The organism is Woeseia oceani (assembly GCF_001677435.1).
Classification (GTDB): Bacteria; Pseudomonadota; Gammaproteobacteria; order Steroidobacterales; family Woeseiaceae; genus Woeseia; species Woeseia oceani.
In genome coordinates, this window is sequence record NZ_CP016268.1 from 128,742 (window position 1) to 154,397 (window position 25,656).

General features: G+C 60.0%; 23 protein-coding genes. 13 read left to right on the forward strand and 10 right to left on the reverse strand.

Annotated elements, in window-relative coordinates; translation table 11 throughout:
• Positions 1–113 precede the first annotated feature (113 nt).
• Positions 114–2,318, reverse strand: a complete 2,205-nt coding sequence (locus BA177_RS00530) for a primosomal protein N' (protein WP_068611771.1) — start codon at positions 2,316–2,318, stop codon at positions 114–116.
• 226 nt (positions 2,319–2,544) lie between these two features.
• On the opposite strand from BA177_RS00530, the gene BA177_RS00535 reads away from it, so the two are divergent.
• From BA177_RS00535 to BA177_RS00550, 4 genes are read left to right on the forward strand one after another with little or no spacing between them, the layout of a single operon-like run.
• The gene (locus BA177_RS00535; RefSeq protein WP_082989727.1) at positions 2,545–3,150 is read left to right on the forward strand and encodes an RNA polymerase sigma factor; all 606 of its coding nucleotides are present in this window, start codon (positions 2,545–2,547) and stop codon (positions 3,148–3,150) included.
• The gene (locus BA177_RS00540) at positions 3,147–3,530 is read left to right on the forward strand and encodes a DUF3619 family protein (RefSeq protein WP_068611773.1); all 384 of its coding nucleotides are present in this window, start codon (positions 3,147–3,149) and stop codon (positions 3,528–3,530) included. Before BA177_RS00535 ends, BA177_RS00540 begins: the two co-directional genes overlap by 4 nt.
• Positions 3,523–3,768, forward strand: a complete 246-nt coding sequence (locus tag BA177_RS18465) for a hypothetical protein (RefSeq protein WP_156762622.1) — start codon at positions 3,523–3,525, stop codon at positions 3,766–3,768. The genes BA177_RS00540 and BA177_RS18465 overlap by 8 nt, the downstream gene beginning before the upstream one ends.
• Complete coding sequence (locus BA177_RS00550) at positions 3,758–4,273, forward strand: DUF3106 domain-containing protein (RefSeq protein WP_068611777.1); 516 nt, start codon at positions 3,758–3,760, stop codon at positions 4,271–4,273. Before BA177_RS18465 ends, BA177_RS00550 begins: the two co-directional genes overlap by 11 nt.
• A gap of 50 nt (positions 4,274–4,323) precedes the next feature.
• Here BA177_RS00550 and BA177_RS00555 read toward each other — a convergent pair whose 3' ends face one another.
• Genes BA177_RS00555 through BA177_RS00565 form a run of 3 tightly spaced genes read right to left on the reverse strand, consistent with a single transcriptional unit; the run spans position 4,324 to position 7,132 of the window.
• Positions 4,324–5,712 carry an NAD(P)(+) transhydrogenase (Re/Si-specific) subunit beta gene (locus BA177_RS00555; RefSeq protein ID WP_068611779.1) on the reverse strand — a complete coding sequence of 463 codons (1,389 nt, stop codon included), beginning with the start codon at positions 5,710–5,712 and terminating at the stop codon, positions 4,324–4,326.
• Positions 5,709–6,005: an NAD(P) transhydrogenase subunit alpha gene (locus BA177_RS00560; protein WP_197493401.1), complete on the reverse strand. Its 297-nt coding sequence runs from the start codon at positions 6,003–6,005 to the stop codon at positions 5,709–5,711. The genes BA177_RS00555 and BA177_RS00560 overlap by 4 nt, the downstream gene beginning before the upstream one ends.
• Complete coding sequence (locus tag BA177_RS00565; RefSeq protein ID WP_068611784.1) at positions 6,002–7,132, reverse strand: Re/Si-specific NAD(P)(+) transhydrogenase subunit alpha; 1,131 nt, start codon at positions 7,130–7,132, stop codon at positions 6,002–6,004. Before BA177_RS00565 ends, BA177_RS00560 begins: the two co-directional genes overlap by 4 nt.
• Before the next feature lie 243 nt (positions 7,133–7,375).
• Here BA177_RS00565 and BA177_RS00570 point away from each other — a divergent pair, with 243 nt between their 5' ends.
• Together BA177_RS00570 and BA177_RS00575 are read left to right on the forward strand one after the other, a co-directional pair.
• On the forward strand, positions 7,376–8,056 hold the full coding sequence (locus BA177_RS00570) for an HNH endonuclease (protein ID WP_068611786.1): 681 nt from the start codon (positions 7,376–7,378) through the stop codon (positions 8,054–8,056).
• Positions 8,044–8,928 (forward strand): 5'-3' exonuclease, encoded by an 885-nt coding sequence (locus tag BA177_RS00575; RefSeq protein ID WP_068611789.1) that lies wholly within the window; start codon positions 8,044–8,046, stop codon positions 8,926–8,928. Before BA177_RS00570 ends, BA177_RS00575 begins: the two co-directional genes overlap by 13 nt.
• 49 nt (positions 8,929–8,977) lie before the next feature.
• Here the strand turns inward: BA177_RS00575 and BA177_RS00580 are convergent, their stop codons facing one another.
• Positions 8,978–9,727, reverse strand: a complete 750-nt coding sequence (locus BA177_RS00580) for a glyoxalase/bleomycin resistance/dioxygenase family protein (RefSeq protein WP_068611791.1) — start codon at positions 9,725–9,727, stop codon at positions 8,978–8,980.
• A gap of 18 nt (positions 9,728–9,745) precedes the next feature.
• Positions 9,746–10,855, reverse strand: a complete 1,110-nt coding sequence (gene hemH, locus BA177_RS00585; RefSeq protein WP_068611797.1) for a ferrochelatase — start codon at positions 10,853–10,855, stop codon at positions 9,746–9,748.
• A gap of 112 nt (positions 10,856–10,967) precedes the next feature.
• Between hemH and BA177_RS00590 the strand changes: the two genes are divergently transcribed.
• Together BA177_RS00590 and BA177_RS00595 are read left to right on the forward strand one after the other, a co-directional pair.
• On the forward strand, positions 10,968–11,399 hold the full coding sequence (locus BA177_RS00590) for a hypothetical protein (protein WP_068611799.1): 432 nt from the start codon (positions 10,968–10,970) through the stop codon (positions 11,397–11,399).
• 271 nt (positions 11,400–11,670) lie between these two features.
• Entirely contained in the window at positions 11,671–12,582 is a 912-nt protein-coding gene (locus tag BA177_RS00595) for a DUF4382 domain-containing protein (RefSeq protein WP_068611801.1), read from the forward strand.
• Between the two features lie 9 nt (positions 12,583–12,591).
• Here the strand turns inward: BA177_RS00595 and BA177_RS00600 are convergent, their stop codons facing one another.
• Both BA177_RS00600 and BA177_RS00605 read right to left on the reverse strand, forming a co-directional pair.
• Complete coding sequence (locus BA177_RS00600; RefSeq protein WP_068611802.1) at positions 12,592–14,304, reverse strand: alanine/glycine:cation symporter family protein; 1,713 nt, start codon at positions 14,302–14,304, stop codon at positions 12,592–12,594.
• An 87-nt stretch (positions 14,305–14,391) separates the two neighbouring features.
• The gene (locus BA177_RS00605; protein ID WP_068611804.1) at positions 14,392–15,678 is read right to left on the reverse strand and encodes an acetyl-CoA C-acetyltransferase; all 1,287 of its coding nucleotides are present in this window, start codon (positions 15,676–15,678) and stop codon (positions 14,392–14,394) included.
• A gap of 117 nt (positions 15,679–15,795) precedes the next feature.
• Between BA177_RS00605 and BA177_RS00610 the strand changes: the two genes are divergently transcribed.
• Positions 15,796–17,169, forward strand: coding sequence for an MATE family efflux transporter (locus tag BA177_RS00610; protein WP_068611806.1), 1,374 nt, complete (start codon positions 15,796–15,798; stop codon positions 17,167–17,169).
• Here the strand turns inward: BA177_RS00610 and BA177_RS00615 are convergent.
• Positions 17,160–17,825, reverse strand: a complete 666-nt coding sequence (locus BA177_RS00615; RefSeq protein WP_082989729.1) for a DUF924 family protein — start codon at positions 17,823–17,825, stop codon at positions 17,160–17,162. The genes BA177_RS00610 and BA177_RS00615 overlap by 10 nt on opposite strands.
• 277 nt (positions 17,826–18,102) lie before the next feature.
• Here BA177_RS00615 and BA177_RS00620 point away from each other — a divergent pair, with 277 nt between their 5' ends.
• The 4 genes from BA177_RS00620 (at position 18,103) to BA177_RS00635 (ending at position 25,305) form a co-directional block, all read left to right on the forward strand.
• Positions 18,103–18,570, forward strand: coding sequence for a hypothetical protein (locus BA177_RS00620; protein WP_068611809.1), 468 nt, complete (start codon positions 18,103–18,105; stop codon positions 18,568–18,570).
• A gap of 34 nt (positions 18,571–18,604) precedes the next feature.
• Positions 18,605–19,081, forward strand: coding sequence for an LEA type 2 family protein (locus BA177_RS00625; protein ID WP_197493246.1), 477 nt, complete (start codon positions 18,605–18,607; stop codon positions 19,079–19,081).
• Between the two features lie 327 nt (positions 19,082–19,408).
• On the forward strand, positions 19,409–23,866 hold the full coding sequence (gene gltB, locus BA177_RS00630; protein ID WP_068611813.1) for a glutamate synthase large subunit: 4,458 nt from the start codon (positions 19,409–19,411) through the stop codon (positions 23,864–23,866).
• A 2-nt stretch (positions 23,867–23,868) separates the two neighbouring features.
• The gene (locus BA177_RS00635; RefSeq protein WP_068611815.1) at positions 23,869–25,305 is read left to right on the forward strand and encodes an FAD-dependent oxidoreductase; all 1,437 of its coding nucleotides are present in this window, start codon (positions 23,869–23,871) and stop codon (positions 25,303–25,305) included.
• A 45-nt stretch (positions 25,306–25,350) separates the two neighbouring features.
• Here the strand turns inward: BA177_RS00635 and BA177_RS00640 are convergent, their stop codons facing one another.
• Positions 25,351–25,644, reverse strand: a complete 294-nt coding sequence (locus BA177_RS00640) for an encapsulin-associated ferritin-like protein (RefSeq protein WP_068611817.1) — start codon at positions 25,642–25,644, stop codon at positions 25,351–25,353.
• Between the last annotated feature and the right edge of the window lie 12 nt (positions 25,645–25,656).

Sequence of the window (25,656 nt, forward strand, 5' to 3'; positions counted from 1 at the left end):
GAGAAAGGGTCGCGAGATCGCGGCGAGGCAGCGATTCTAACGCGGCTGGATCGAAAAGTGACGCCGGTCGGCTAAATTCCACTGTACCGGTACAACCGCGGTTGTCAGTGCTTTTAAAACAGCTCCACCGGGTCCACGTCCACCGACCAACGAACGCGACGCCCCGATTTACTCGACTCCAGTGCCAGAACCAGGGCGTCGAGCAAGCCGTGCAACGCCTGCCGGCTACCGCTCTGCAAGAGCAGCTGAGCACGGTAGCGGCCGGCGCGGCGTTCCATCGGTGCGCTGACTGGCCCCAGCAACCGCACCTGGTCGAAACCGAGTTGCTCGGCCTTGTTGCGTGCCGCGTTGAGAAACTCGTGAGTATGATCACGCTGCATGGCCGACGCCCGGATCAGCGCCAGGCGCGAGTACGGCGGCCAGGCGGCGGCTTCCCGTTCGGCCAGAGAGTAGTCCGCCACATCAGCGTAGCCGCCGGACAGCAAACGGTTCCAGAACGGGTGGCTGGCAAATGCGGTTTGGATGATGACTTCACCCTGGCGACGTTCCCGGCCGGCACGCCCGGCAACCTGGGTGAGGCTTTGTGCAAGGCGTTCGCCGCCACGAAAGTCGGTGCTGAACAGGCCTTGATCGGCATTGACGACGCCGACCAGCGTCAACTTCGGAAAGTGGTGGCCTTTGGAGAGCATCTGCGTGCCAACCAGTATGCGGGCATCGCCACTGGTGGCACGCGCCAGTGCTTTGTCCATCGTGCCTTTCAGCCGCGTACTGTCACTGTCTATGCGGGTCACCGACTCGTCGCCGTAGCGCGCGGCCAGCACGCCTTCAATGCGTTCCGTACCCTGACCGAGCGGGCGACAGGCGCTGCCGCAATCGCTGCAACTGGCATCCAGCGCCCGGCGCGCGCCGCAGTGGTGGCAATGCAGTGCATTGCGGGCCGCGTGCACGGTCATACGGGCGTCGCAGCGGTTGCACTCGGCGATCTTGCCGCAGCCGCCGCAAATCAAGGTTGGTGCGAAGCCGCGACGATTGAGAAAGATCAATGCCTGCCCGTTTTCGCCCAGGTGTTTGTCGAGCGCGCGCAATAACGGGTCGGACAGGCCGTCATTGCTGGGGTAGCGCGCAAGGTCCACGAGCCGCAACAACGGCGGCGCGGCGTTGCCTGCCCGCTGCGACAGTACCTGGTGCCGGTACGCGGCCTGGCGGCAGCGTTGCAGGGTTTCCAGCGACGGCGTGGCACTGCCGAGAATAACCGGGATATTCAACTGCTTGGCTCGCGCAACCGCGAGGTCGCGCGCGGAATAGCGCAAACCTTCCTGCTGTTTGTAGGAGCTGTCGTGTTCTTCGTCGACGACGATCAGGCCGGGGCGGGCCAGCGGCGTGAAAATGGCGGAACGGGTGCCCAACAGCAGCGGCGCACTGCCGTCCCGGGCCATGCGCCAGGCATTCAGCCGCTCATTGTCCGTCAGTGAAGAATGCAGCAGCAGAGGCTCGATACCCAGGCGACGGCGCAGGCGGCGCACGAACTGCGGCGTCAGGCCAATCTCGGGTACCAGGATCAGCACCTGTTTGTCCTGTGCGAGGACGTCCTGCATGCGGTGCAAATAGACTTCGGTCTTGCCGCTGCCGGTAACGCCGTCGAGCACGGTGACGCGGAAGTCGGCATGACTGCGCATGTCGGCCAGCACCGCGCGTTGTTCGCGGTTCAGTTCGGGACCGGGTTCGGCCGCTTCCCGGCCGGGCGGGGGTGGCACATCGGCAATTTCGTCGATCTGTATCCAGCCTTTGTCGAGCAAGGCTTTGCGGCTGCGCCGCCACTGCGGCAGGCGTTCGTCCAGTTCGCTGACCGTGGCTTTGCCGCGGCGTAGCAGCGCGTCGAGCAGTTCGGCTTGTTTCGGTGCTCGTCGCGACAAAACAGCGTCACTCGCATTGCGTCCCGCCGGGGTCAGCACGACCTGCTCTGTCGTCGGGATCAGTGGCCGTGCCTGGCGCAACAGCGTTGGCAAAGCGGCGGCAACGACCTCGCCAACCGGGTGGTGGTAGTACTCGCTCGTGAAACGGATCAACCACAGGTCGTCCGCGCCCAGCAGCGTTTCCTCATCCTGCAGTGCAAGGGCCCGCTTCAGCTTCGAGTGGGGCAGCTCGCTGCTGTCGGCAACTTCCATCACGACTGCCGACTGCTGCTGGCGGCCAAATGGCACGGTAACCCGCACACCCGCCTGCAACCGCGCCGGGTCCACGCCCTTGGGTGGCAGGTAGTCAAACAAGCGGGACAGCGGCACGTTGACCGCGACTTTGAGGACCGGCGGCGGGCTCATAAGCTGCTGTGGCCGGCAGTGTTGGCGATTGTCGTGGTGTAAGTCATTGATGAAACAACCGCTGGAGGAAGTCGGGTGTGGAGAGGGAAAAACGTCGACGAGCGTGTCAACCGCGCGCAGCAAAGTGCGTTAGTTAAGTCGCAAGCCGATGTATTAGACATCATCAGGGAGTGTTGATGAAAGTAACAGGGGCAAGCGCCGGGAGACAGACCGTGACCAGGCGGCGATGAGCACCGGCACGCGCGGATGTGCGGTATCGTCTGTCGCTGCAACGCTGAGCGGAGACGGGTCACTGTCACAAGAGCGCGAATTGAACGGTTTTTTGCAAGACGTCGAAGGGCGTGCGCTGCGTATTGCGGAAATCTCGCTGCGGGATCGCGATGACGCACTCGATCTCGTGCAGGACGCGATGATCAAACTGGCGCGGGTTTATCCCAACCGCCCGCCGCCGGAGTGGCCACCGCTGTTCTACCGGATACTGCAGAACGGTATCCGCGACTGGCATAGACGCAGAGTTGTGAAGCAACGCGTCATGGTGTTCTTCGGTCGTCGGGATCCGGCTGACGAGTTTGATCCGGTTGCCGCGGCACCGGACCCTGCAGGCCGGACGCCTGAGGAACAACTGGACAACGCCGCCGCGATGCAATCGTTGGAAGCGGCGTTGCGCGAGTTGCCGGCAAGGCAGAGAGAGGCCTTCATGTTACGTACCTTCGAAGGCCTGGATGTGGCTGCAACCGCCATGGCTATGGGTTGCAGCGAAGGCAGTGTGAAGACGCACTATTCACGTGCCGTGCATGCCTTGCGTGCGCGGCTGGGAGAACACTGGCAATGATCAAGCAGGATAAGCAGGCAATGGACGCGCACGACGAGCGATTCAGCGAACGCGCTGCGGCATTGTTCGATACCAGCGTGCAGACACTGGACGGGCAGTCACGTTCGCGACTGAATCGGGCTCGGCAGAAGGCCATGTCCCAGGCCTCGCGGAAAACGCCGCGAACGTACTGGGTCCCGGCGGCCGCATCCGTTGCCGTCGCCGCCATCGCGGGAGCCATGCTCTGGTCGGCAGAGGATCTGGATACGGCCTACGTGCCGCCAGCGGCGACCGCGGATTTCGAAATATTGCTGGACACGGACAGTCTGGAATTGCTGGAGGACCTCGAGTTCTACAGTTGGCTGGACGAGAGCGTGATTTCCGGTGGACACGTTGGCTGAACGACGTCGGAGCATTGCAACAGCGCTTTGCTGCGGACTGCTTGTTGCGGTGCCGGTGTTGGCGACGGACGAGTTACCGGAAGCGGAGTTGCTGGAATATCTCGGCAGTTGGGCAGAGACGGAAGCCGATTGGGTCCTGTTGCAGAGCGGGGACCGGGCGCCTGCCGAAGCGGAAAATGCAGATAGCGATCCCGAGTCGAAAGATGACGAATCGCAGGAGTCGGAACATGAACGTTAAGAGCTTTTCAGGAGTGCTGTTGTGCGGCCTCATCGCGGGATTATTGCAATCGCCGGTGTGGGCGCAGGAGAGCGCACCCGCCTGGGAAAACTTGAGTAAGCAGCAGCAAACGGTGCTGGCGAGGTTTGCCGATGAATGGGACTCGCTGGACGACGAGCGTCGCAATCGATTGGCCGCGGGTGCGGTACGCTGGTCGCAGATGTCAGCGGATGAACGGCAGGCGGTGCGGAATCGTTTCAGTCAGTGGCAAGACCTGAGCGATGAAGAACGCGCGACCATACGTGATCGTTACCTGGAATTCGCACGTTTGCCGCAAGACGAGAAAGCGCGGATCCGGCACAACTTTCAGCGGTTTCGCAATATGGATCCGGAACGACGGGAAGCCCTGCGCGAGCGTTTCAAGAACATGACGCCGGAGCAGCGCACGGCGGTTCGGGAGCGATTGCGCCAGCGAGCAGAACGCCGGCAGAAGGTGCGGGATCGTCGCGAGCGGGACGAACCGTAGGTCTGAACGCATGACGGGAACCTCGCGGTTCCCGTCATGCGTTCATTTTCTTACAGCGATTTGACGGAGCTGATCAGTTCCGAGGTCATCGCCTGACCGTCGCCGTACAACATGCGCGTCTGATCCAGGAAGAACAGCGCATTTTCGATACCGGAGAAGCCTGCACCCTGACCGCGTTTGATCACGATAACGTTCTTGGCCTTATCGGCGTTCAGGATGGGCATGCCGTAAATCGGGCTGGACGGGTCCGTGCGCGCCACCGGGTTTACGACGTCGTTCGCGCCGATGACCAGCGCGACATCGGCGGTTGCAAACTCCGCGTTGATCTCGGTTTCATCGTAAATGATGTCGTAAGGCACGCCGGCCTCGGCGAGGAGTACGTTCATGTGTCCCGGCATCCGGCCCGCAACAGGGTGGATCGCGAACTTCACATCGACGCCGCGATCAATCAGGAGTTGTGTCAGCTCCCAGACCTTGTGCTGCGCCTGAGCTACGGCCATGCCATAGCCCGGGACGATCAGTACTTTGTTCGCAAAGGCCATCATCACGCCCACGTCGGATGCCTCGATCGGCTTCATGCTGCCACCGGCGGTATCGTCACCGGCGGCGGCCGCCGCCGTGTCACCAAAGCCGGAGAACAAGACGTTTGCCAGCGAACGGTTCATTGCCTTGGCCATCAATTGCGTTAGCAGACTGCCGGCCGCACCGACCACTGTACCGGCAATAATCATGGCGGCGTTTTGTAGTACGAAGCCTTCGAAGGCAACCGCGAGGCCGGTCAGGGCGTTGTACAGGGAAATGACCACCGGCATGTCCGCGCCGCCGATCGGCAGCGTCATCGTGATGCCCAGTATCAGTGCGAGCACGAAGAACACGGTGACGATACTGATGCCGGCATGCGCAACTGCAATGTAGCCTGCCACCGCCAATGTGCCGACCAGTAACAGCAGATTGAATACCTGCTGTCCTTTGAAGCGCACGGTACTCTTCATCAGGCCTTGCAGTTTGGCGAACGCAATGAGACTGCCGCTGAACGATACGGCGCCGATCAGGCCACCGAGTACCGCCAGTACGCCGAAGGTCATGCCGTGATCTTCGCCGCCAAACAGCTCAACAGCGGCAATAGCCGCGGCCGCGCCGCCACCCATGCCGTTATAGAGCGCGATCATCTGTGGCATGTCGGTCATTGCAACCCGTTTGCCGCTGATCCACGCGAGGATGCCGCCGAGTGCTATGGCCACGGTCATGAGGCCGTAATTCTGCATACCCGGGTAGAGGAAGGTAATGAGTGTCGCGACCACCATGCCAGCGCCGGCCCAGACGATGCCGGTACGGGCGGTTGTCGGCGAACTCATCCGCTTCAGACCGAAAATGAACAGAATGGCCGCAAGGAAATAACTGGCCTCAATCAGGCCGCGCACAGAAATAACGTCTGTCATTTCTTATCTCCCTTGCTGCTCTTGAACATTTCGAGCATGCGCTCGGTGACGACGTAGCCACCAACGGCATTGCCTGCGGCCAGCGCAACGCCGATAAAGCCGATGCTGAGTTCGAGCGTGGTATCCGCCCGGCCGAGTGCCACCATGGCGCCGACCAGCACGATGCCGTGCACGAAGTTCGAGCCGGACATCAATGGTGTATGCAGGATCACGGGAACGCGTCCGATGACTTCATGGCCGACAAACGCGGCCAGCATGAATATATAGAGTGCGATAAATCCGTCGATCATCAGGCCGCTCCCCCTTCAAGTTGTGCGCGGGTCGGTTCGTGGGTGATTTTGCCATCGCGGGTCAGCGCCGACTTGGCGAACACTTCGTCGTCCCAGTCAAGGTTCAATTCACCGTCTTTGATTGCCGGTGAAATGAAGTTGAACAGGTTGCGGGCGTACATTTCACTGGCATGACGCCCGAGTTTGGCCGCGAGGTTGGTCGGACCGACTATCTTGACCTTGTGCTTGACGACGGTTTCGCCAGCGACTGTCAGCTCGCAGTTGCCGCCGGTTTCGGCCGCCAGATCGACAATGACGGCGCCCGGCTTCATGGCCGCTACAGCGGCGGCTGAAATAATGCGGGGCGCTGGCCGGCCCGGTATGGCGGCGGTGGATATGACAACGTCCGAGACCGATATTTCCTTCTCGAGTGCCGCCTGCTGCTGCGCCTTTTCCTCCTCGGTCAGCTCGCGGGCATAGCCGCCTTCGCCATCGGCCGACACGCCCGTTTCCACGAACTTGGCACCGAGTGATTGAATCTGTTCTTTGGTCGCGCTGCGTACGTCGTACGCTTTGACGACAGCGCCGAGCCGTTTCGCGGTAGCAATTGCCTGCAGGCCGGCGACGCCCGCGCCGATGATCAATACCTGCGCCGGGCGAATGGTGCCGGCGGCAGTGGTGAGCATCGGGAAAAATTTGTCGAGTGTCATGGCGGCAATCAACACCGATTGATAGCCGGCGGCGGCTGCCTGCGATGACAGCACGTCCATGCTCTGCGCCCGGGAAATGCGCGGTATGAGCTCCATGGCAAACCCGGTCAGGTTCTTGCGGGTTAATGCGGCAACAAGCTCGGGATTGTTGTGGCCGTGCATGATGCCGGCAACGGTGGCGCCATCCTTGAGCTTGTCGACGATCGCCGCAGCTGGCGGCTGTACCGTAAACAACAGTTCGCAACCCGCGAGTACCTCAGCGGCATCGCCTAGTGTCACGCCGGCGTATTCTTCATCGAGGAGTTGCGAGCCTTCACCAGCGCCGCGCTCCATGATCACCGACACGCCAAGCTTTTGCAGTTTTGCGGTTATCTCCGGCGTCAGGGCGACGCGGGTTTCTCCCTCAAGCGCTTCTTTCAGCACGCCAACGGTTAGCGGCATCGTTAATCTCCAGCGGGTGTTTGTCCATGAATTATCGAGGTTTTATTCGAATTGTCAGATATGTTGCGGAGCTTAGCCAGGGGCTGCACGGGCTGCGCTGTCACACACCAATCGCCGTGCTATACCGCGCCAGCATAATGACATAGCGGTGAACAATCGCAAACTCTGTCCAAAGGTTTGATTTTTGTTCTGCGTACTGCAAACTAGGCTACGCTCTGTGCATAGTCGAAGAGGTTCCGATTGATGTTGTCAGGTGCCGCGTCAGATATTTCCCAGCAGGTTCTGCGAACCGATGTGTCGGGAATGCCACTCGAGTGGATCGACTACCGCGAGGCGGTCAGGTTGTATCACACCGAGCAGGTGGCCTATGCCTGTGGAATTCACCTCTACACGGTTTGCGGCGGTTGCAGCGCCCTGACCGGCCGCCGGAGTCGCGTTGATGTCAGCTCGATCATTGCGACCCACGGCACCAGCCAGGGTCATGCCTATGTGCACGAGCAATATACGCCACCCTTGAATAACCGCACCCTGTTCAAGCGTGATGCGAATCTTTGCCTGTACTGCGCACTGCGATTTCCGACCCGCGAGCTCACGCGGGATCACATAACGCCGTTGTCGCAGGGCGGCCTGGATGTCTGGAACAACGTCGCTACCGCCTGTCGGCGTTGCAACAATCACAAAGGTGGCAATACGCCGGAGCAGGCAGGAATGCAGCTCATTGCGGTACCGTTCACCCCGACTTATGCCGAGTACATCTATTTGAAAGGGCGCCGCGTGCTGATTGACCAGATGCAGTACCTGCTGGCGCACATTCCGCGATCAAGTCCGCTGCACGCACGTCTCTCGGGCCACTTGTCCGAAGGGGTCACCATTTTTGACGAGCCGGAGCACGTTGAGTACTCGGACATCGAATGCAGTACCTGATAGACGGTAGTGTGTACGTCTTCCGCGCGTGGTTTTCCATGCCGGATGACATGCTGGACGATGATGGCAACCCGGTGAATGCGTTCTACGGCTTCTGCCGGTTTCTCGGCGACTTCATGGAGCGCGTGCGTCCGGAGTACGTTGCCGTGTTGTTTGATGAAAGCCTCAGCGGTTCCTTTCGTACCGAGATCTACCCCAATTACAAAGCCAATCGCGACCCGGCACCGCCGGAACTGAAACGTCAGTTCGACTTGTGCCGGCAGTACGCCCGGGCCATGGGGATACTTGAGTACGCGCAGCCGGGCTACGAGGCGGACGATCTGATCGGCACGCTGGTCACCAGCGGCCGCGAACAAGGAATCCCTTCAACCATCGTCAGTCGTGACAAGGATCTGGCGCAGCTTATTTCCCGGCAGGACGTGTTCTGGGATTTCGCTGGCAAAGGCCAGCTGCGCTACGAGCAGATTCCGGAGGTCTTCGGCGTCTGGCCGGAACAAATCGCCGATTTCCTGGCCTTGGCAGGGGACGCTGTTGACAACATTCCGGGTGTGCCCGGTGTTGGCAAAAAGACCGCCGCTGCGTTGTTGCAGCATTTCGGTTCATTGCAGGGTATATACGCCAACCTCGACAGTGTGCACGAGGTGACGGTCCGCGGCGCCAAGACGCTTGGTGCCAAGCTGGAAATGCACCGTCCGGCGGCCATGCTGGCGCGGCAGCTTACCGGTATTGCCTGTGATGCACCGGTGACCAATCCGGCTTACGGACTACGACCGCAAGCACCGAAACTCGGGGCAATCAACGCGTTGTTCGACAGCGTCAACTTCGGCATGGCTTTGCGCCGTCAGGCCGAGCGGGTCGCCGACCTTCGCTGATGACTCGCCGGCTCGCAGTCGCCGCGGCCCGGGCAGCGGCTCAGGCCGGTTAAGGCGCTGCGTCTTCCTCGGACACGAGATAAGGCTCACCCAGAAAGTCTTCGTCGAAAAGGTATAGCCGCGTGCCCTCCGGTGCCACCAGTACGCCGAACGCGCCTTCAAACCCCGGAAACTTCTGCCACCGGAATCCAAAGCGTTCGACAAGGTCGGCGATAGTCTGCGGGTCCGACCATTTGAAGCAAATGGCCGGCTTGTCGAGGGCGATGCTCTCACTGACACCGAGTGGCAGTCCGCCGGCATCGAAGCGCATATGAGTCGTTGGCTCTTCGCGCAAGCGCTCGACGTGTGGCGCGAGCGGCGCCCAGAAACGGCCGGCCTGTACGGCATCCCGGGTCGGTAATGTCAGTTCGAAAAAGCGGCCGCAGGCAGAGTCTTTGCAGCTATCTTCAGACTGGGAAAAGGTACGCGCTTCGAGCAACGCAATGTTGTGCCCGTCGTGGTCCATGAATTGCAGTTCATTGAAAACGTCTGCATCAAGGTGCATGAGCGAGAATTCGAAGCCGTGATCACTCATGGCGCGCGCATGCCGACCCAGCTCGGGCTGCACGAACGTCAGGGTGGGTGAAGCAAACTCTCGCTCGTGCAAGCCGATGACGAGATCGCCGTCGCTGACGACGGCATATGGGTGTGGCCAGACGTCGCCGGATTGCAATTCAGTAAAGCCGAGCGCCCTGTAAAAGCTCAGCGATTCCAGAATATCGCTGGAGTGAACACTGATTTCGAGCCAGCGCTCAAGCATCAACCTGACAGGTTATTTTCATGTCTTCGCTCCCATTGCGCGGGCGCGCGTACGGCTTTTTTCATGATCATTGGCGAGGGTTGCTGCGTCTGCCGAAGAGGCTTCCGGCCAGCCACCCATCGTGTTCAGGAGCAATTCACTCAGGAATGCGATGTGATCATCCCGTGCATTCAGTGCCGGAATGTAGCGCAGCTGGCCGCCGCCGGCTGCAGCGTACAGTTCGGCGTTCTGCAAAGAAATTTCTTCCAGAGTTTCCAGGCAATCCGCGGAGAAGCCCGGGCAAACGACATCAATGTCGCCATACCCGTCTTTGCCCCAACGCCTGAGCAATTCATCCGTGTAGGGCTGCAACCACGGCTCGCGGCCCACTCTGGACTGGAACCCGACCGTCCATTCGGAGTCATCCAGCTCGAGCGCACTGGCAACCAGCCGGGCCGTCTTCTGACACTGACAATGATAGGGGTCGCCATCCAGCAGCATGCGTTGCGGAAGTCCGTGAAACGAAAACAACAGGTGCCGGCCCGCACCCTCACGCGCGCGGTAGTCCCGAATACTGTCCGCGAGTGCCGTGATATAGCCGGTGGCGTCATGGTAGTGATTGATAAAACGTAACTCGGGTACCCAGCGCCGGCCCGACAGCAGGGTGCTGACATCGGCGAATACCGACCCTGTGGTTGTATTGGAGTACTGCGGGTACAGGGGCAGCACAACGATGCGCCGTACGTGTTGTTCGTGCAGTCGCTTGAGGGCTGATGCTATGGACGGCTCGCCGTAGGACATCGCCAGTTCCACGGGCACAGACTGCGACAGACTGCCAGCCAGCTTTTCTGCCACGCCTGCTGCAATGTCCTGACAATGCAAAAGCAATGGTGAGCCGCGATCCGTCCAGATCTTTTTGTAAGCCGCCGCCGATTTGGCCGGCCGGGTACGCAGGATGTAGCCGTTGAGTATGAGCCACCAAAGTGCACGCGGTACTTCGACCACCCTCGGGTCGGACAGAAATTGCCTGAGGTAGCGCCGAACCGCGGCCGTGGTCGGCGCGTCAGGCGTGCCGAGATTGACGAGCAGTACGCCCGATCTGTGCGGTGCGCCGTGCGCGTAAGCGGGTGTAGCCAGGTATCTCGGCATCGTGCTGTTCTTCCGGTGCGTGCTAGCGCAAGTCGTTGACGGACAATACTAAAATGCTGCATTCGGCGCCACCGATGGCTTACCATGCTGAGCCAACTGGCAGGGGGTGATTATGAGTGAAAACAATCCGGTGGCACCTGAAGCGTACAAACCCGGAAAGCTGCAGCTGCTACGCGACATTGGCCTGTTGCAGTTGAAATTGATCGTCGATGGCCTTCGCGATTTCGCCCTGGTGCCGTTGTCGCTGGTCGCCGGCGTTATCAGCCTGCTGTCGGGTCGCAAGGAACCGGGCACCGAGTTTTACGACTTACTGCGATACGGCAAACGCAGTGAGCGCTGGATCAATCTGTTCGGTGCCATCGATCGCCTCGATGAGCCGCAGAAAGCGGGTGAAACGGAAGCGGACCTTGATCGCATGATGGAGCGTATCGAAACGTTCGTCGTCAAAGAATACCGCGACGGCAACATCACCAGTCAGGCAAAGGAGAAACTTGAGCGCGCCATTGAGCGCATACAGCGGGCCACGCGGCGCAGTAACCAGTAAAGCGTTGCTAGCGAACGTCGCGACCACTCAGCAGGTCATCCAGTGACGTTGGCGGGTGGTCGGGACCCATCTCGCCGGCATTGAATTGTCCGGAGTAATCGCGAAACGTGCGCATGAGCGGGTCGAGACCGCCCTTCGCCGCTGGCTGAAAGAGGCCAGTATTCAGTGATAAGTTTCTGATTTTAAACGGGTCGCAACACTGCGACAGTCGCGCCGCAACGGCTGCCCCTGTACGTTCCGTGTTTTGGAATACTGAATAACGGAGTTACCCATGGACACTAAGACCTTTCGCCGCTTTATAGTATGTGGGGCGTTTGCGCTGTCAGCGTGCGGTGGCGGTAGTGGCTCCGGGCTGGCGGGCGCGAGTGAGGGTACGCTGGCCATTGGCATTACCGATGCACCCGTTGACGACGTCCTCGAAGTCAATGTGCAGTTTACCGGCGTGACCTTGAAGCCCGAGTCCGGCGATGAGATCGAGATCGTATTCGACCAGCCCAAGGACTTTGACTTGCTGACGTTGACGAACGGCACAACGGCCGAATTGCTACCGGAGACCGTATTACCAGCTGGCGTCTATAACTGGGTACGGCTGGCAGTCAATGCTGAATTTGACAATGTTTTCGACTCGTATGCCGTGCTGCCCACCGGACAGGTTGAATTGCGTGTACCGAGCGGGAGCCAGAACGGGTTGCGCCTCGTTAGCGGTTTCACGGTACTTGCCGGTGGCAGTACCGACCTCGTAATTGACTGGGATCTGCGCAAGGCACTTGCCAATCCGGTTGGTCAGCCCGGATTGCATTTACGTCCGGCTTTGCGCGTAACCGATCGCGCTGTTTACGGCGACCTTGAGGGTGTCGTTGCCACGGCACTTGTTCAGGACGCGGCCTGTAGCAACGATCTGGCAGCCGATACCGGCAACTCGGTGTACGTATACAGTGGTAACGGTGTCACCCCAGGCGACATCGATGATCCAACGATGCCGCCGTTGGCTACAGCGACCGTGCGGCAAGACATCAACGGCGACTATGTTTATCAAGTGATGTTTTTGCCGCCTGGCGAATACACGGCTGCCTTTACCTGTCAGGCCAGCGACGATATTGCGGGTAGCGACGAAGACATTGCTTTCTCTGCACCGCAAAACTTTACTATCGAAACAGGCGCAACGACGGTCGTCGATATCTGAGACGGGCTTTTACTGCCGAACGTCGCGACCACTCAGCAGGTCATCCAGTGACGGTGGCGGGTGGTCGGGACCCATCTCGCCGCGCTGCAGCCTGCCAATGTATTCGCGGTAGGCACGCATTGCCTGATAACCAAAGATCCACAGGATCGGCAGGTTGGCGTAGATGATGACACCGAGGCCGATGCCGGTCAGGTTGTCGAGATCTGCGCTGGTTTGAATGTGACCGAGCGTGGCGATGAACACGAGCGAGCAATAGAACAGCCGAAACGGCAATACGCCGCGCCGACCGGCGAGGTGCACCGCGCCCTGTTCGCCGTAATAGCCCCAGGCGATGATCGTGGATACCGCGAACAACCACGAGCCAATGGTAATCAGCCACTTGCCGAGTCCGGGCGTCACGGTGTCGAAGGCCTTCGCGGTCAATGTCGCGCCGACGTAATCGCGGTACAGGCCGCCCTCTGCAATACGCGGTGGGATTTCGCTTGCCAGAGGGTTCCAGATCGCGACGTAGCCGTCTGTTGTTTGCTGCACGGAGCCGGACAGCCGATGCCGGCTGTGACCGGTCGCACTGTTGGCATCCGCCACGACCACCATCATGACCGGCTCGCCATCCCGCCAGTCGGTGCCCGGCAAGGCCGTTGTGCTGTAGACCCAGCCCGCATCGCTCCGGTTCGGCACCGGCGGGGTCTCGAACACTGCGTCCGGAGCCCGGTTCCATACGCCGGTGGACAGGATGATGAGCGCGGTAAAAGTGCAAACGACGAGCGTGTCGATGAACGGTTCGAGTCCGGCGACAATGCCCTCGCGCACCGGTTCGTCGGTCTTGGCTGCAGAGTGAGCGATAGCCGAGCCACCCTGACCGGCTTCGTTGGAGAAGATCGCCCGCTTCATACCAAACAGGAATGCCGAGGCGACGGTGCCGCCGATGAAGGCGCCACTGGCCTCGGTAGGGGTAAACGCGGAAGTGATAATCAGCAACAACATGCCCGGCACTTCGCTGATGTTGACGGCCAGTACCCAGATGCCGGCGACTATATAGAAGAACACCATGACCGGTACCAGCACGCCGGTCACCCGGCCAATGCGGCGGATGCCGCCGAGCAGTACGCCCGCGACGATGATTGTCAGCAGAGCCCCGCTGATCCAGCCCGCTACGCCGAAGTACTGGCCGGTGACATCGGCGACGTTCCATGCCTGGAACATATTGCCGCCGGTCGATGCCGACATCATCACGCAGATCGAGAACATCACGGCGAGAAATTTGCCGAGCCACGCGAGCTCCGGCTTCATGCGTTTCAAAGCGCGGTCCGCGACCCACATCGGTCCGCCGTGCGGATTGTCCGGGTCGTCGGTATTGCGGTAGAGCATCGACAGTGTGACTTCCGTCAGCTTGATCGCCATGCCGAGGATCGCGACGATCCACATCCAGAAGATCGCGCCCGGGCCGCCGAGTGCTATTGCGAGGGCAACACCGCCGATGTTGCCGAGACCGACGGTGCCCGAGAGTGCGGCAGACAGCGCCTGAAAATGATTGATCGCGCCCGGGTCTTTCGGGTCGTCGTAGACGCCGCGTACCACGGCGGGCGCGTGGCGCAGCACCCGGTACTGGCAGAAACCGCTCCAGACAGTAAACAGTACACCTGTGCCGGCGATAACAAACAGCCAGGTTTCATTCCAAAGTACGGCATTAATCGATGCCAGTATCTGGCTGAGATCCCCCATCTGCGCCCCTTCAAGTCGTGCAACGCCGTTGCACCTGGTCTTCTGCCGGGCAGTATGCCGGCGTGCCCGATGTGCGTTGGCTGCGGATCAGGCGGCTTCGAGGATCGCCGTGACGCCCATGCCACCGGCTGTGCAAACTGAAACGAGGCCGCGGCCCGAGCCTTTTTCGCTCAGCAATTTGGCCATGGTGCTGATCACCCGTGCGCCGGTTGCGGCGAACGGGTGGCCGATGGCGAGGCTGCCACCCTTGACATTGAGTTTGTCGATTTCAATGGTGCCCATGGGTTCCTGCCGCCCGAGTTTGTCTCGGCAGAAGTCGGCTGACTGCCAGGCCTGCATGGTGGCGAGGGTCTGTGCGGCAAAGGCCTCATGGATTTCGTAGAAGTCAAAATCCTGCAAGGTCAGTTTGGCGTCCTTAAGCATGTCTGAAACCGCAAAGGCAGGTGCCAGCAGCAAGCCGTCGGTGTTGATGAAGTCGACGGCCGAGACCTTGCAGAATGTCAGCCATGCACTGACCGGCAGGTTTTTCGAGCGCGCCCATTGTTCCGATGCCAGCAATACCGCGCCGGCACCGTCGGTGAGCGGCGTACTGTTGCCCGCTGTCATGGTGCCTGCGCTGGAGCGATCGAATACCGGCTTCAGTTTGGCGAGTTTGTCGTAGCTTGTGTCACGACGGATGTTGTTGTCTTCCCTGGTGCCCTGAAACGGCACGATGAGATCGTCGTAGAAGCCGGCGTCGTAAGCGGCGGCGGCTTTGAGGTGGCTCGCGAGAGCAAGTTGATCCTGCTGCTCACGGGTTACGCCGAACTCCTTGGCCGTAAGCTCGGTGCTCTCGCCCATCGATAAATTGGTGCGCGGCTCAACCACGCCCGGCAGCTGAGGTTTGAAATGCCGTGGCCGCAGCTTGAGCCAGGGCTTGAGCCGGCCTCCGAGGCTGCGTGCACGGAATACTTCCATCAGGATCGCGCGATAGTCGTCCGGGTACACGATCGGCGCATCGCTGATCGAGTCGGTACCACCCGCAATGCCCGCTTCTATCTGGCCGAGCGAGATCTTGTTGGCGATCTGGATGCAGGCCTCGATGCTGGTGCCGCAGGCGCGCTGCAAATCAACACCCGGAGTACGCAAGGACAAGCCGGAGCCAATCACGCATTCACGAGCAAGGTTCCAGTCTTTCGAGTGCTTGATAACCGCGCCGAGTGCAACATCACCGAGCGTCTGGCCTTTCAGGTCGTATTTCTCGACGAGCGCGGCAAGTGTTGCCGTCATCATGTCCTGATTGGAGCACGAGGAATACGCAGTGTGCGCGCGGCAGAAGGGAATTCGCAGTCCGCCGATAATGGCAACGCGCCTGGCTTGACCGTCATGAAGCATCGCTCTTCTCCCTTCCTGTAGGCACCGTAGTTGCGATAAACGGCACTTTACACCATGGACCAAGGAATCGTCAGCGACGCATGCTAGAGTCGCCGAAAAATCCGGCAGTAAATCACGATGACTATCTTCACCTCCAGCAAGAACTGGTGCACAGAGGCGACCGCACTGTTTCGTCTGGCGGGTCCGTTGATCGTCAACAATCTCGCCGTCGCGGGCATGCAGTTCGCCGACGCTGTCATGGCCGGACAGCTCGGGGCAAAGTCGCTCGCGGCAGTGGCGGTCGGGGCCAGTGTCTGGTTCCTCGGTATGACCCTGATGCTGGGGCTCATGATGGCGATATCGCCTATCGCCGCGCGCTATTTCGGTTCCGGTCAGCCAGCACTGATCGGTCGTTACACTCGGCACGGCCTCTGGTTGTCGTTGCTGCTGGGTTCAACTCTGATCGCGCTCGCGCATTTTCTTGCTGCACCGGTGCTGTCGTTCGTCGGTATTGATCTCGAATTTCGTGCGCTGACGCTTGACTACCTGTTGGCCATCGTCTGGGGCGCTCCGGCAATCAGTGCCTTTTTCGCTTTCCGTTTCACCACCGAGGGCGTCGGTCGCACGCGACCGATCATGTATACCTCGCTACTGGCGCTGGTCTGCAACGTGTTTCTGAACTGGGTACTCATGTTCGGCAACCTGGGTGCTCCCGCAATGGGGGCGGTAGGCGCCGGTGTCGCAAGTGCGGTCACCATGTGGTTGATCATGTTCGTGCTCGGGGCCTACATGCTGCTGCACCCGGTTTACCGGTCGCTGGAAATTCATCAACGCTTCTACCGGCTGCGACCGGAGGTGTTTCGCGAGATCATTGCCCTGGGCTGGCCGATAGCCATTACGATTTCGGCCGAAGCCGGCTTGTTCTCCGTGGTCTCCATATTGATGGGGACGCGTGGTGTCGACATCACCGCGGCACATCAGATCGCCCTTAATTTCGCCTCGACGATGTTCATGGTGCCGCTGGCACTGAGCTCGGCACTGACCATACGAATAGGCCACGCCATCGGCGGCTCCAACATGGCCGGCGCACGTTTCGCCGGGGTTGTGGGCATTATCATGTGCGGCGCGTTCATGGCCTTGTCAGCCAGCGTCCTGCTGATATTTCGTGAACAGGTGGTCAGCCTGTACACCACCGATGAAGCCGTGCGCGTCATTGCCATCAGCTTGTTGCTGATGGCCGCCGCTTTTCAGGTCGCTGATGGTCTGCAAATCGGTGCGGCGGCAGCACTACGGGGGTACAAAGACACACGCACTCCCATGCTGATAAATATGTTTTCGTACTGGGTGCTGGCGTTTCCGCTGGCCTACGTTGCGGCCGTGCCTTTGCAGGCGGCGCCGAACTGGATCTGGGCAGGATTTGTGCTGGGCCTGACCGTTGCAGCCGTGCTACTGGGAGTGCGCTTCAACCGCGTGTCACTGCGCGGTTTGCACACTCAGCGAGCTCAGGACTGACCGAAATCGGGCGTGTCCTCACCCGACAGGTATTCGTCTTCTTCTTTGGTGTTCGGCCGGCCCAGTAGCTGATTGCGGTGCGGAAAACGACCGTACTGCGCAATGATATCGCGGTGCAGTTCGGCGAACTGGAGGATGGTTTCGAAAGTTTCGCGGTAAGTAGCGGACACCGACTTCGCCAGCCGTTGGTATATCTGGATGGACTTTTCCTGAACCCGGCGTGATTCAGCATGCTGCAACGGCATGTAGAAAAACACGCGTTCTATCGGGGTCAGTTTCTTGTCCATGTTTTGCATGGCACCCTCGACACACAGCTTGAGGGCCCGCTTGTCCATATCGAACGCCTTTGCTGTTCCCCGATAAATGTTGCGGCGAAACTGATCAAGCAAAATGATCAGCGCAAGCCGGCCGCGCGGTTGCTCGGCCCAATGCTGCAGCTTGCCGTCGGATGCGCGCTCGATATCGCCGGAAAATACTCTTTCTATTTCATGATCGAAAGCGGGGTTCTCACCAAACCAGGTATCCATGCGCGCATCGATTTGCGGTGCGCTGAGCTCCTGTTCCTGAAACCAGAACGACAGTACGCGATCGATGCGCAACTGGTCGTCGTCCGTCATCGTTGCGTCCATGCTTTCGCTGAGAAGTTTTACCGACATAGCGTTTCCCGGGAATATCCATCCGCGTCGTTGCGGGTTCGTTCACCTGAAGTGACGCGATCTGCGAATTGCGTCACGATTCTCGCCTTTACCCCACGCAGTTTGTCGGGTATGGATGAAGTCTAGCGTACATTATTCGTGACGGCGTCACCGGGAGTGGTTAACGGTATGAGCAGCGAAACAACCGGCAGTTCAGGTTTGGCAAGGTCTGCTGAACCGGCGGTTTCATGCGGTTAATGGCGGAATTGCCGCGAATTCAGACGGGGTGTCGGTCCGTATGCTGAATTCGCTGTCGCAGTACCGGGTAACCGGCAGCCTCGTATTGTTGCTCATTGGCTTGTTTGCCTGTGGTGAACCGCCGGCTGCGCCGGAGCAGGCTGTGCGAGCGTGGATTGCAGGCGCTGAAGAAGAGGCGGAGAGCAAGGACCGGGCGGCGCTCAAGGCAAGAATCGCGACCTCATACACCGATGCGCGCGGCTATGAACGAGCGGATCTGGATCGCCTGTTTCGCATCATGTTCCTGCGTCAGAACGCGATTGCCCTGTTGGTCGATATCGAGAGCATCACAATACATCAGGAAACGGCGGCTGACGTTGTCCTGAAAGTAGCGATGGCAGGGTCGAACAACAGCATGCTCGGCTTCAGTGCCGACGCCTATCGCTTCGAACTTGAATTGCAACTTGAAGACGACGACTGGTTGCTGAGCGGTGCCCGCTGGGGTGAGCTTGGGAATGAGTTGCGCTGATAGCTATACGCTGGGAAGCAGCAGGAGAACGGTTATGGACAGGTTCAAGAGGAAGGCGCGAGCAGGGATCCTTGCGTTATGCATGTCGTTGTTATTCAGCGCTTGCGCCAGCCAGGGGCCGGCCATCGAAAGCCCGGTGGTGGAAATCAGTTCCATTGAACTGCTTGAGCTGAATCTGCGCCGCCAGACGTTTCGCCTGCACTTCGATGTTGCCAATCCGAACCCGTTTCCGCTGCCGGTAAAAAGCGTGCAATACACGGTCTTTCTCGAGTCCCGCCAGTTTGCCAGCGGTGAAACCGGCAGTCGCTTCACCGTACCCGCCCGTGGCGAAAGCACCTTTGATATCAGCGTCGATCTTGATCTGATGAGTACCGCGGCCAGTTTCGCCTCACTGCTGCGCTCGGGGACGTCACGGCCAATTCCCTACCAGGTGAACGGCAGCGTCGCCGTTGGCATACCTTTCACGCCACCGTTACGGTTCACGCAGGATGGCACCATTTTGGTGCGATAGTCGCAGGCAAGCGCCTGGCCGCCGACTGCAGCGCAAGATGATCGTGCCGACTTGCCCGGAAACTGCGTTCGAGCTTATATCCGCGAGGTCAAACGCCCGCTGGGACTGTGCAGGTGCGGCTGAATACGTCTGCCACTGGCCGAAAGCAAACCCACTGTCATATACTGCCCGGCGTTAGGCGCTCGAAAAATCATCCAGGAAGTACCAGCCGCGGTTCACCATCGCAGGCTCAAACGCCGTGCAACGGCCTCTCGGAATAACTGGGCGCCATTTCATATCGCTGGTTGCGTATTGGGGAGTCGCTGTTGCGGACTCTCCGGGGTAGACATGACTGAGAAATCTGCAAACGGCTTGTACGACAAAGCATACGACCGCGACAGTTGCGGCTTCGGCTTAATCGCCAATATTGACGATCAACCCAGTCACTGGGTTATTGCTACCGCGATTAATGCGCTCGCTCGTCTGACTCACCGTGGCGCGGTGGCGGCCGATGGCAAGACCGGCGACGGCTGTGGGCTGTTAATTAAATTTCCCGAGTCCTTCTTGCGCACGGTCGCCGGTGAGGCCGGTATTCCGGTGGCTGATCGTTTTGCCGCAGGAACAGTCTTTCTCAGCACCGACCCGGAGATTGCTGCGGCGACCCGCCAAACCATCGACGATGCCATTCTCGCGAGTGGACTGGAGCCCGCCGGCTGGCGCGTTGTGCCTACCGATCCTTCCGTTTGTGGTGATCTGGCGTTACGGACGCTACCGCGAATTGAACAGGTTTTTGTCAATGCACCGGACAGCCTGCAGCGCGGTACCTTGAATCGCAGTCTGTTTCTGGCCCGGCGTCGCGCCGAAAACCAGTTGCGAGACATCGACCCGACCGCGTACATCGCGAGTCTGTCGTCGGCAACGATCAGCTACAAAGGCATGGTGATGCCGGACGTGCTGCCCGGCTTTTATCGCGATCTCAAGGATCCGCGGCTGGAAACATCGGTTTGCCTGTTTCACCAGCGTTTCTCGACCAACACCTTGCCGGAATGGCGACTTGCGCAACCGTTCCGCTTTATCGCGCATAACGGTGAAATCAACACGATTTCGGGCAATCGCAACTGGGCGCTTGCCCGCGCCGAGAATTTTGTCTCCGACAAGCTGGAAAGCGTGGCGGACCTGCAGCCGATCGTTTCTCTGACGGGCTCGGATTCGTCCAGCCTCGACAACATGCTGGAAGTGCTGCGCGCCGGCGGCATGGACGTGCTGCAGGCGATGCGCATCCTGATTCCTCCTGCCTGGCACACAGTCGATACCATCGACGCTGACGTGCGCGCGTTCTACGAGTTTTACGATTGCCACATGGAACCGTGGGACGGGCCGGCCGGTATTGTCCTGACCGACGGTCGCTACGCCGCCTGTTGCCTCGATCGCAACGGCTTGCGGCCAGCGCGTTACGTGATAACAAAAGACCGGCACATCACGATTGCCTCGGAAATCGGTGTTTACGATTACGCTGACAAAGACGTCGTCAGCAAGGGCCGCCTGGGGCCAGGCGAGATGCTGGCGGTGGATCTGCGCCAGGGTCGTTTGTTGTCCAACGACGATATACACGACATTCTGAAGGCGCGCGCGCCGTACAAGAAATGGCTCAAGCAGGGCGTGCGCTACCTCGATTCGGAGCTGGTCGACCGGCACATGGCGGCCGAGCCGATGAACGAAGAGACGCTGGCGACCTACCAGAAGATGTTCAATCTTAGCCGCGAAGAGCTGGTCGAGATTGTTGCGGTACTCGCGCAGGCTGAGCAGGAAGCGGTGGGCTCCATGGGCGACGACACACCGATGCCGGTGTTGTCGAAGCAAGTCCGGCCGCTGTTCGACTACTTCCGTCAGCAGTTCGCGCAAGTTACCAATCCGCCGATCGACTCATTGCGCGAGCGTATCGTCATGTCGCTGCAGACGAATATCGGACGCGAAGGTTCGTTGTTCGATATCGGCCCGGAGAGTGCACGCCAGGTCATTATGAACTCGCCGGTACTTTCGCAGCGCAAACTGCGGCAGTTGCTCGGGCCGGACATGTTTGCCGATGCACATGCGTTTATCGACCTGAACGCGCCAGAGACCGAATCACTGCAAGATTCGTTAACGCGTATCTGCCAAGAGGCCGAACAGGCCGTCGACGATGGCAACGTCATCATCATGCTCAGCGATCGCTACCTGAAGCCGGGGCTGTTGCCGGTGCATGCGTTGCTGGCGACCGGGGCGGTCCATCATCGGCTGATCGAAGTCGGAAAACGCTGTAAAATCAATATCCTGGTGGAGACCGGCACAGCCCGCGATCCGCACCACATCGCCTGTCTCATCGGCTATGGTGCGACCGCGGTTTATCCCTACCTCGTTTACCAGAGCCTGCATGACCTCGCTCGCCGCGGCAACGTGGATGATCAGCAACAGCTCGGCCGGAGTTACCGCCGCGGTGTGCGCAAAGGTCTGTTCAAGATCATGTCGAAGATGGGCATATCGTCCATCTCGAGTTACCGGGGTTCACAGCTGTTTGAAATCGTCGGTCTGCACAAAGACGTTGTTGACCGGTGCTTTCGCGGCACAGTCAGCCGGGTACAGGGCGCGGGCTACAAAGACTTGCAGGACGATCAGCGTAAGCTCGCTGCCTGCGCGTGGGAACCGCGGACACCGCTCAATCAGGGTGGCCTGCTGAAGTTCGTGCACGGCGGCGAGTATCACTGCTACAACCCCGATGTCATCGCAACCCTGCAAGCAGCGGTGCGCAGTGGCGATCGAAGCCGTTACAACGACTACGCGAAGCTGGTCAATGAAAGGCCGGTCGCGACGTTCCGCGACCTGATGGCAGAGCAACCGTTAGGCTCACCAATTCCTGTCGACGAAGTCGAACCGGTGGAAAGCATTCTCAAGCGCTTCGACAGCGCCGGTATGTCTTTGGGTGCATTGTCGCCGGAAGCGCACGAAGCGCTGGCCATTGCGATGAACCGCATCGGTGCCCGTTCGAACTCCGGTGAGGGCGGCGAGGATCGTTCACGCTACGGCAACGAACGCATGTCCAAGATCAAGCAGGTCGCGTCCGGACGGTTTGGCGTTACGGCCGAATACCTGGTGAATGCCGAGGTCATCCAGATCAAGATCGCGCAGGGCGCGAAGCCCGGTGAAGGCGGTCAGCTGCCGGGACACAAGGTCAATGAAATGATCGCCAGGCTGCGCTACGCGCGGCCTGGTGTGGGGCTTATATCGCCGCCGCCACATCACGACATCTATTCCATTGAGGATCTGGCCCAGCTCATCTTCGATCTGAAGCAGGTCAATCCCGAAGCCCTGGTGTCGGTGAAACTGGTTGCGGAACCCGGTGTTGGCACGATCGCCGCAGGCGTAGTCAAAGCCTATGCAGACCTGGTCACCATTTCCGGTTATGACGGCGGCACCGGCGCGAGCCCGCTCAGCTCGGTCAAATACGCAGGCAGCCCGTGGGAACTGGGTCTGTCGGAAGCGCAGCAGGTGTTACGTGCCAACGGTCTGCGGCACCGGGTTCGGTTGCAAACGGACGGCGGGCTCAAGACCGGTCTTGATGTCATCAAGGCGGCAATGCTTGGCGCTGAGAGTTTCGGTTTCGGTACGGCACCGATGGTGGCGCTTGGTTGCAAGTACCTGCGCATTTGTCATCTGAACAACTGTGCCACGGGTGTTGCGACTCAGAACAACATCCTGCGCAGCGATTTCTTTGTCGGTTTGCCGGAAATGGTTGTCAACTTCTTCACCTTTGTGGCCGAAGATGTCCGGCAACGACTTGCGGACCTTGGCGTGCGCAGGCTCGATGAAATCATTGGTCGCGCCGATTTGCTGCAGGCCAAAGCCGGCGACACGACCCGGCAACAGCAACTCGACATCAGCCCCATCCTGTCGCTGGGTGGCGTTGCGGATGATGTGCCGCGTTACTGTGGCAGCGAGCGGAATCAGCCCTTTGACCGGGGCGAGCTGGCCGAGCAAATGCTGGCCGAGGTACTCCCGGCGATCGAGAACAAGACCGGCGGCGACTTCGAATTCACGGTACGCAATTTCAACCGGTCCATTGGTGCCCGCCTGTCAGGCGAGATAGCCCGTCGCTACGGCAACCACGGCATGATCGATGCGCCGCTCAATATTGCCCTGAACGGCACTGCCGGCCAGAGTTTTGCGGCGTGGAATGTTGACGGCCTGAACATGGAGTTGACCGGCGACGCCAATGACTACGTGGGCAAAGGCATGACCGGCGGTCGTATCGTCGTGCGGCCGCCGGCAACCGCCGCCTACCTTGCGCGCGAGACCAGCATTATCGGCAACACTTGTTTGTACGGTGCGACCGGCGGGCAGTTGTATGCGGCCGGGCTCGCCGGCGAGCGTTTCGCGGTGCGCAATTCCGGCGCGACGGCTGTCGTCGAGGGCGCTGGCGATCATTGCTGCGAATACATGACGGGTGGCGTCGTGGTGGTTTTGGGTCGCACTGGCGTCAACTTCGGTGCCGGCCTGACCGGTGGCTTTGCCTACGTGCTCGATCTCGATCGCAACTTTGTGGATCGCTACAACCACGAACTGATCGACATCCACCGGATAACGCCCGAAAGCATGGAAGCGCATTTGCACCATTTGCGTTGCCTGGTGGCCGCACACGCGGACTACACCGGCAGTGCCTGGGCGGAGGAAATTCTGGAAGACTTCCGCAGTTACCTGCCGAAGTTCTGGGTAGTGAAACCCAAAGCCGCTGAACTGGGCTCGCTCATAGAATCATTAAGGCAGGCAGCGTAACCATGTCAAAGCACCCATTGCAGTTTCTCGAACTGCCGCGACGCGACCCGGAGAAAGTACCGGCCGAAGTACGCATCAAGCACTACTCGGAGATCTACGGGCAGTTCGACGGAGCTGATGCGGCCAGTCAGGCGGGTCGTTGCCTCTCCTGTGGCAATCCGTATTGCGAGTGGAAGTGCCCGGTGCACAATTACATACCCAACTGGCTGCGATTGATTGAAGAAGGCCGCTTGTTTGAAGCGGCGGAGCTGTCTCATCAGACCAACTCCCTGCCCGAAGTCTGCGGCCGGGTGTGTCCGCAGGATCGCCTGTGCGAAGGGGCATGCACGCTGAATGACGGCCTGGGTGCGGTCAGTATTGGCAATATCGAAAAATACATTACCGACGAAGCACTGAAGCTTGGTTGGCGGCCCGACATGTCGCAGGTGATCGATACCGGCAAGCGTGTCGCTATCGTTGGTGCCGGACCTGCCGGACTGGCCGCTGCCGACGTGCTGGCGCGTAATGGGATTCGTGCCGTCGTGTTCGACGCGTATTCGGAAATTGGTGGCTTGCTGACCTTCGGCATTCCGCCTTTCAAGCTGGAAAAAAGCGTCATTCGCACGCGCCGCGAAATCCTGGAAGGCATGGGCGTGACGTTCCAGCTCAACACGCGGGTTGGAGAAGACCTGCCGTTTGAAACATTGCTGACCGACTACGACGCTGTATTCCTGGGTATGGGTACCTATACCTCCGTGCGTGGCGGCTTCGCCGGCGAAGACCTCGATGGTGTGCATGAAGCCTTGCCGTACCTGATTTCAAACATCAATCGACAACTCGGCATTGTCGACCCGGCAACACCGTACATCGATCTCGCCGACAAGAATGTCGTGGTGCTGGGTGGTGGCGATACCGGCATGGACTGTAATCGCACGGCTATCCGCCAGGGTGCGGCGTCCGTTTCCTGCGCTTATCGTCGCGATGAGGCGAACATGCCCGGTTCACGTCGCGAGGTGATGAACAGCCGCGAGGAAGGTGTGAACTTCCTGTTTAACATGCAGCCTTTGGAAATTGTCGGCACCGACCGGGTAACCGGCGTGAAAGTCATTGAGACCCAGTTGGGTGAGGCGGATGCCGGCGGTCGACGACGTCCGGAGCCGAAACCCGGCACTGAACAGATCCTGCCCGCGGATGCCGTAGTGATTGCCTTTGGCTTCCGGCCCAGTCCGGCGGACTGGTTCGCGGAGCAGCAGATCGAGGTTCAGCCGAACGGCCGGGTGCGGGTCGACAAGCTCGGCCAGTACCCGTACCAGACCAGCAACCCGAAAGTGTTCGCGGGCGGTGACATGGTGCGCGGTTCCGATCTCGTGGTCACGGCCGTGTTCGAGGGCCGTGAGGCGGCAAAAGGTATCGCGAGCTGGCTGGGCGTTGAAGCCGCCGCGCACGCTGCCATCGTCTGACAGCAGCGGCGCCCGCGCGGCTTGCCGGTAGTGCAATCCGCGCGTTCAGTCGTGGTGGCCGCCGATCTCGCCTTCGGTAAACAGCGAATCCCGCAGTTCCTTGTCCAGGGTCGGGTCGCGACGGCGTATCCATTCCAGCACCATCGCCGCGTGTTCCTTTTCCTCGTCGCGGTTGTGCGCCAGAATTTTCGCGAGTTCCGGATCCTTGCAGGCATCGACGCGCTGGTTGTACCAATCCACCGCTTCCAGTTCTTCCATTAACGACGTGATGGCGCGATGCATGTCGCGGGTCTCGTAAGTCAGTTCCTCAATCGGCTCGTGGTAGCCTTCGTTTGACATTGCTTGCTCTCC

Excerpts from the sequence above, each read along its gene's own strand:
- BA177_RS00530 (WP_068611771.1), bottom strand. The coding sequence starts at position 2,318 with ATGAGCCCGCCGCCGGTCCTCAAAGTCGCGGTCAACGTGCCGCTGTCC.
- BA177_RS00535 (WP_082989727.1), top strand. The coding sequence starts at position 2,545 with ATGAGCACCGGCACGCGCGGATGTGCGGTATCGTCTGTCGCTGCAACG.
- BA177_RS00540 (WP_068611773.1), top strand. The coding sequence starts at position 3,147 with ATGATCAAGCAGGATAAGCAGGCAATGGACGCGCACGACGAGCGATTC.
- BA177_RS00550 (WP_068611777.1), top strand. The coding sequence starts at position 3,758 with ATGAACGTTAAGAGCTTTTCAGGAGTGCTGTTGTGCGGCCTCATCGCG.
- BA177_RS00555 (WP_068611779.1), bottom strand. The coding sequence starts at position 5,712 with ATGACAGACGTTATTTCTGTGCGCGGCCTGATTGAGGCCAGTTATTTC.
- BA177_RS00565 (WP_068611784.1), bottom strand. The coding sequence starts at position 7,132 with ATGCCGCTAACCGTTGGCGTGCTGAAAGAAGCGCTTGAGGGAGAAACC.
- BA177_RS00570 (WP_068611786.1), top strand. The coding sequence starts at position 7,376 with ATGTTGTCAGGTGCCGCGTCAGATATTTCCCAGCAGGTTCTGCGAACC.
- BA177_RS00575 (WP_068611789.1), top strand. The coding sequence starts at position 8,044 with ATGCAGTACCTGATAGACGGTAGTGTGTACGTCTTCCGCGCGTGGTTT.
- BA177_RS00580 (WP_068611791.1), bottom strand. The coding sequence starts at position 9,727 with ATGCTTGAGCGCTGGCTCGAAATCAGTGTTCACTCCAGCGATATTCTG.
- hemH (WP_068611797.1), bottom strand. The coding sequence starts at position 10,855 with ATGCCGAGATACCTGGCTACACCCGCTTACGCGCACGGCGCACCGCAC.
- BA177_RS00590 (WP_068611799.1), top strand. The coding sequence starts at position 10,968 with ATGAGTGAAAACAATCCGGTGGCACCTGAAGCGTACAAACCCGGAAAG.
- BA177_RS00595 (WP_068611801.1), top strand. The coding sequence starts at position 11,671 with ATGGACACTAAGACCTTTCGCCGCTTTATAGTATGTGGGGCGTTTGCG.
- BA177_RS00600 (WP_068611802.1), bottom strand. The coding sequence starts at position 14,304 with ATGGGGGATCTCAGCCAGATACTGGCATCGATTAATGCCGTACTTTGG.
- BA177_RS00605 (WP_068611804.1), bottom strand. The coding sequence starts at position 15,678 with ATGCTTCATGACGGTCAAGCCAGGCGCGTTGCCATTATCGGCGGACTG.
- BA177_RS00610 (WP_068611806.1), top strand. The coding sequence starts at position 15,796 with ATGACTATCTTCACCTCCAGCAAGAACTGGTGCACAGAGGCGACCGCA.
- BA177_RS00615 (WP_082989729.1), bottom strand. The coding sequence starts at position 17,825 with ATGTCGGTAAAACTTCTCAGCGAAAGCATGGACGCAACGATGACGGAC.
- BA177_RS00620 (WP_068611809.1), top strand. The coding sequence starts at position 18,103 with ATGCTGAATTCGCTGTCGCAGTACCGGGTAACCGGCAGCCTCGTATTG.
- BA177_RS00625 (WP_197493246.1), top strand. The coding sequence starts at position 18,605 with ATGGACAGGTTCAAGAGGAAGGCGCGAGCAGGGATCCTTGCGTTATGC.
- gltB (WP_068611813.1), top strand. The coding sequence starts at position 19,409 with ATGACTGAGAAATCTGCAAACGGCTTGTACGACAAAGCATACGACCGC.
- BA177_RS00635 (WP_068611815.1), top strand. The coding sequence starts at position 23,869 with ATGTCAAAGCACCCATTGCAGTTTCTCGAACTGCCGCGACGCGACCCG.
- BA177_RS00640 (WP_068611817.1), bottom strand. The coding sequence starts at position 25,644 with ATGTCAAACGAAGGCTACCACGAGCCGATTGAGGAACTGACTTACGAG.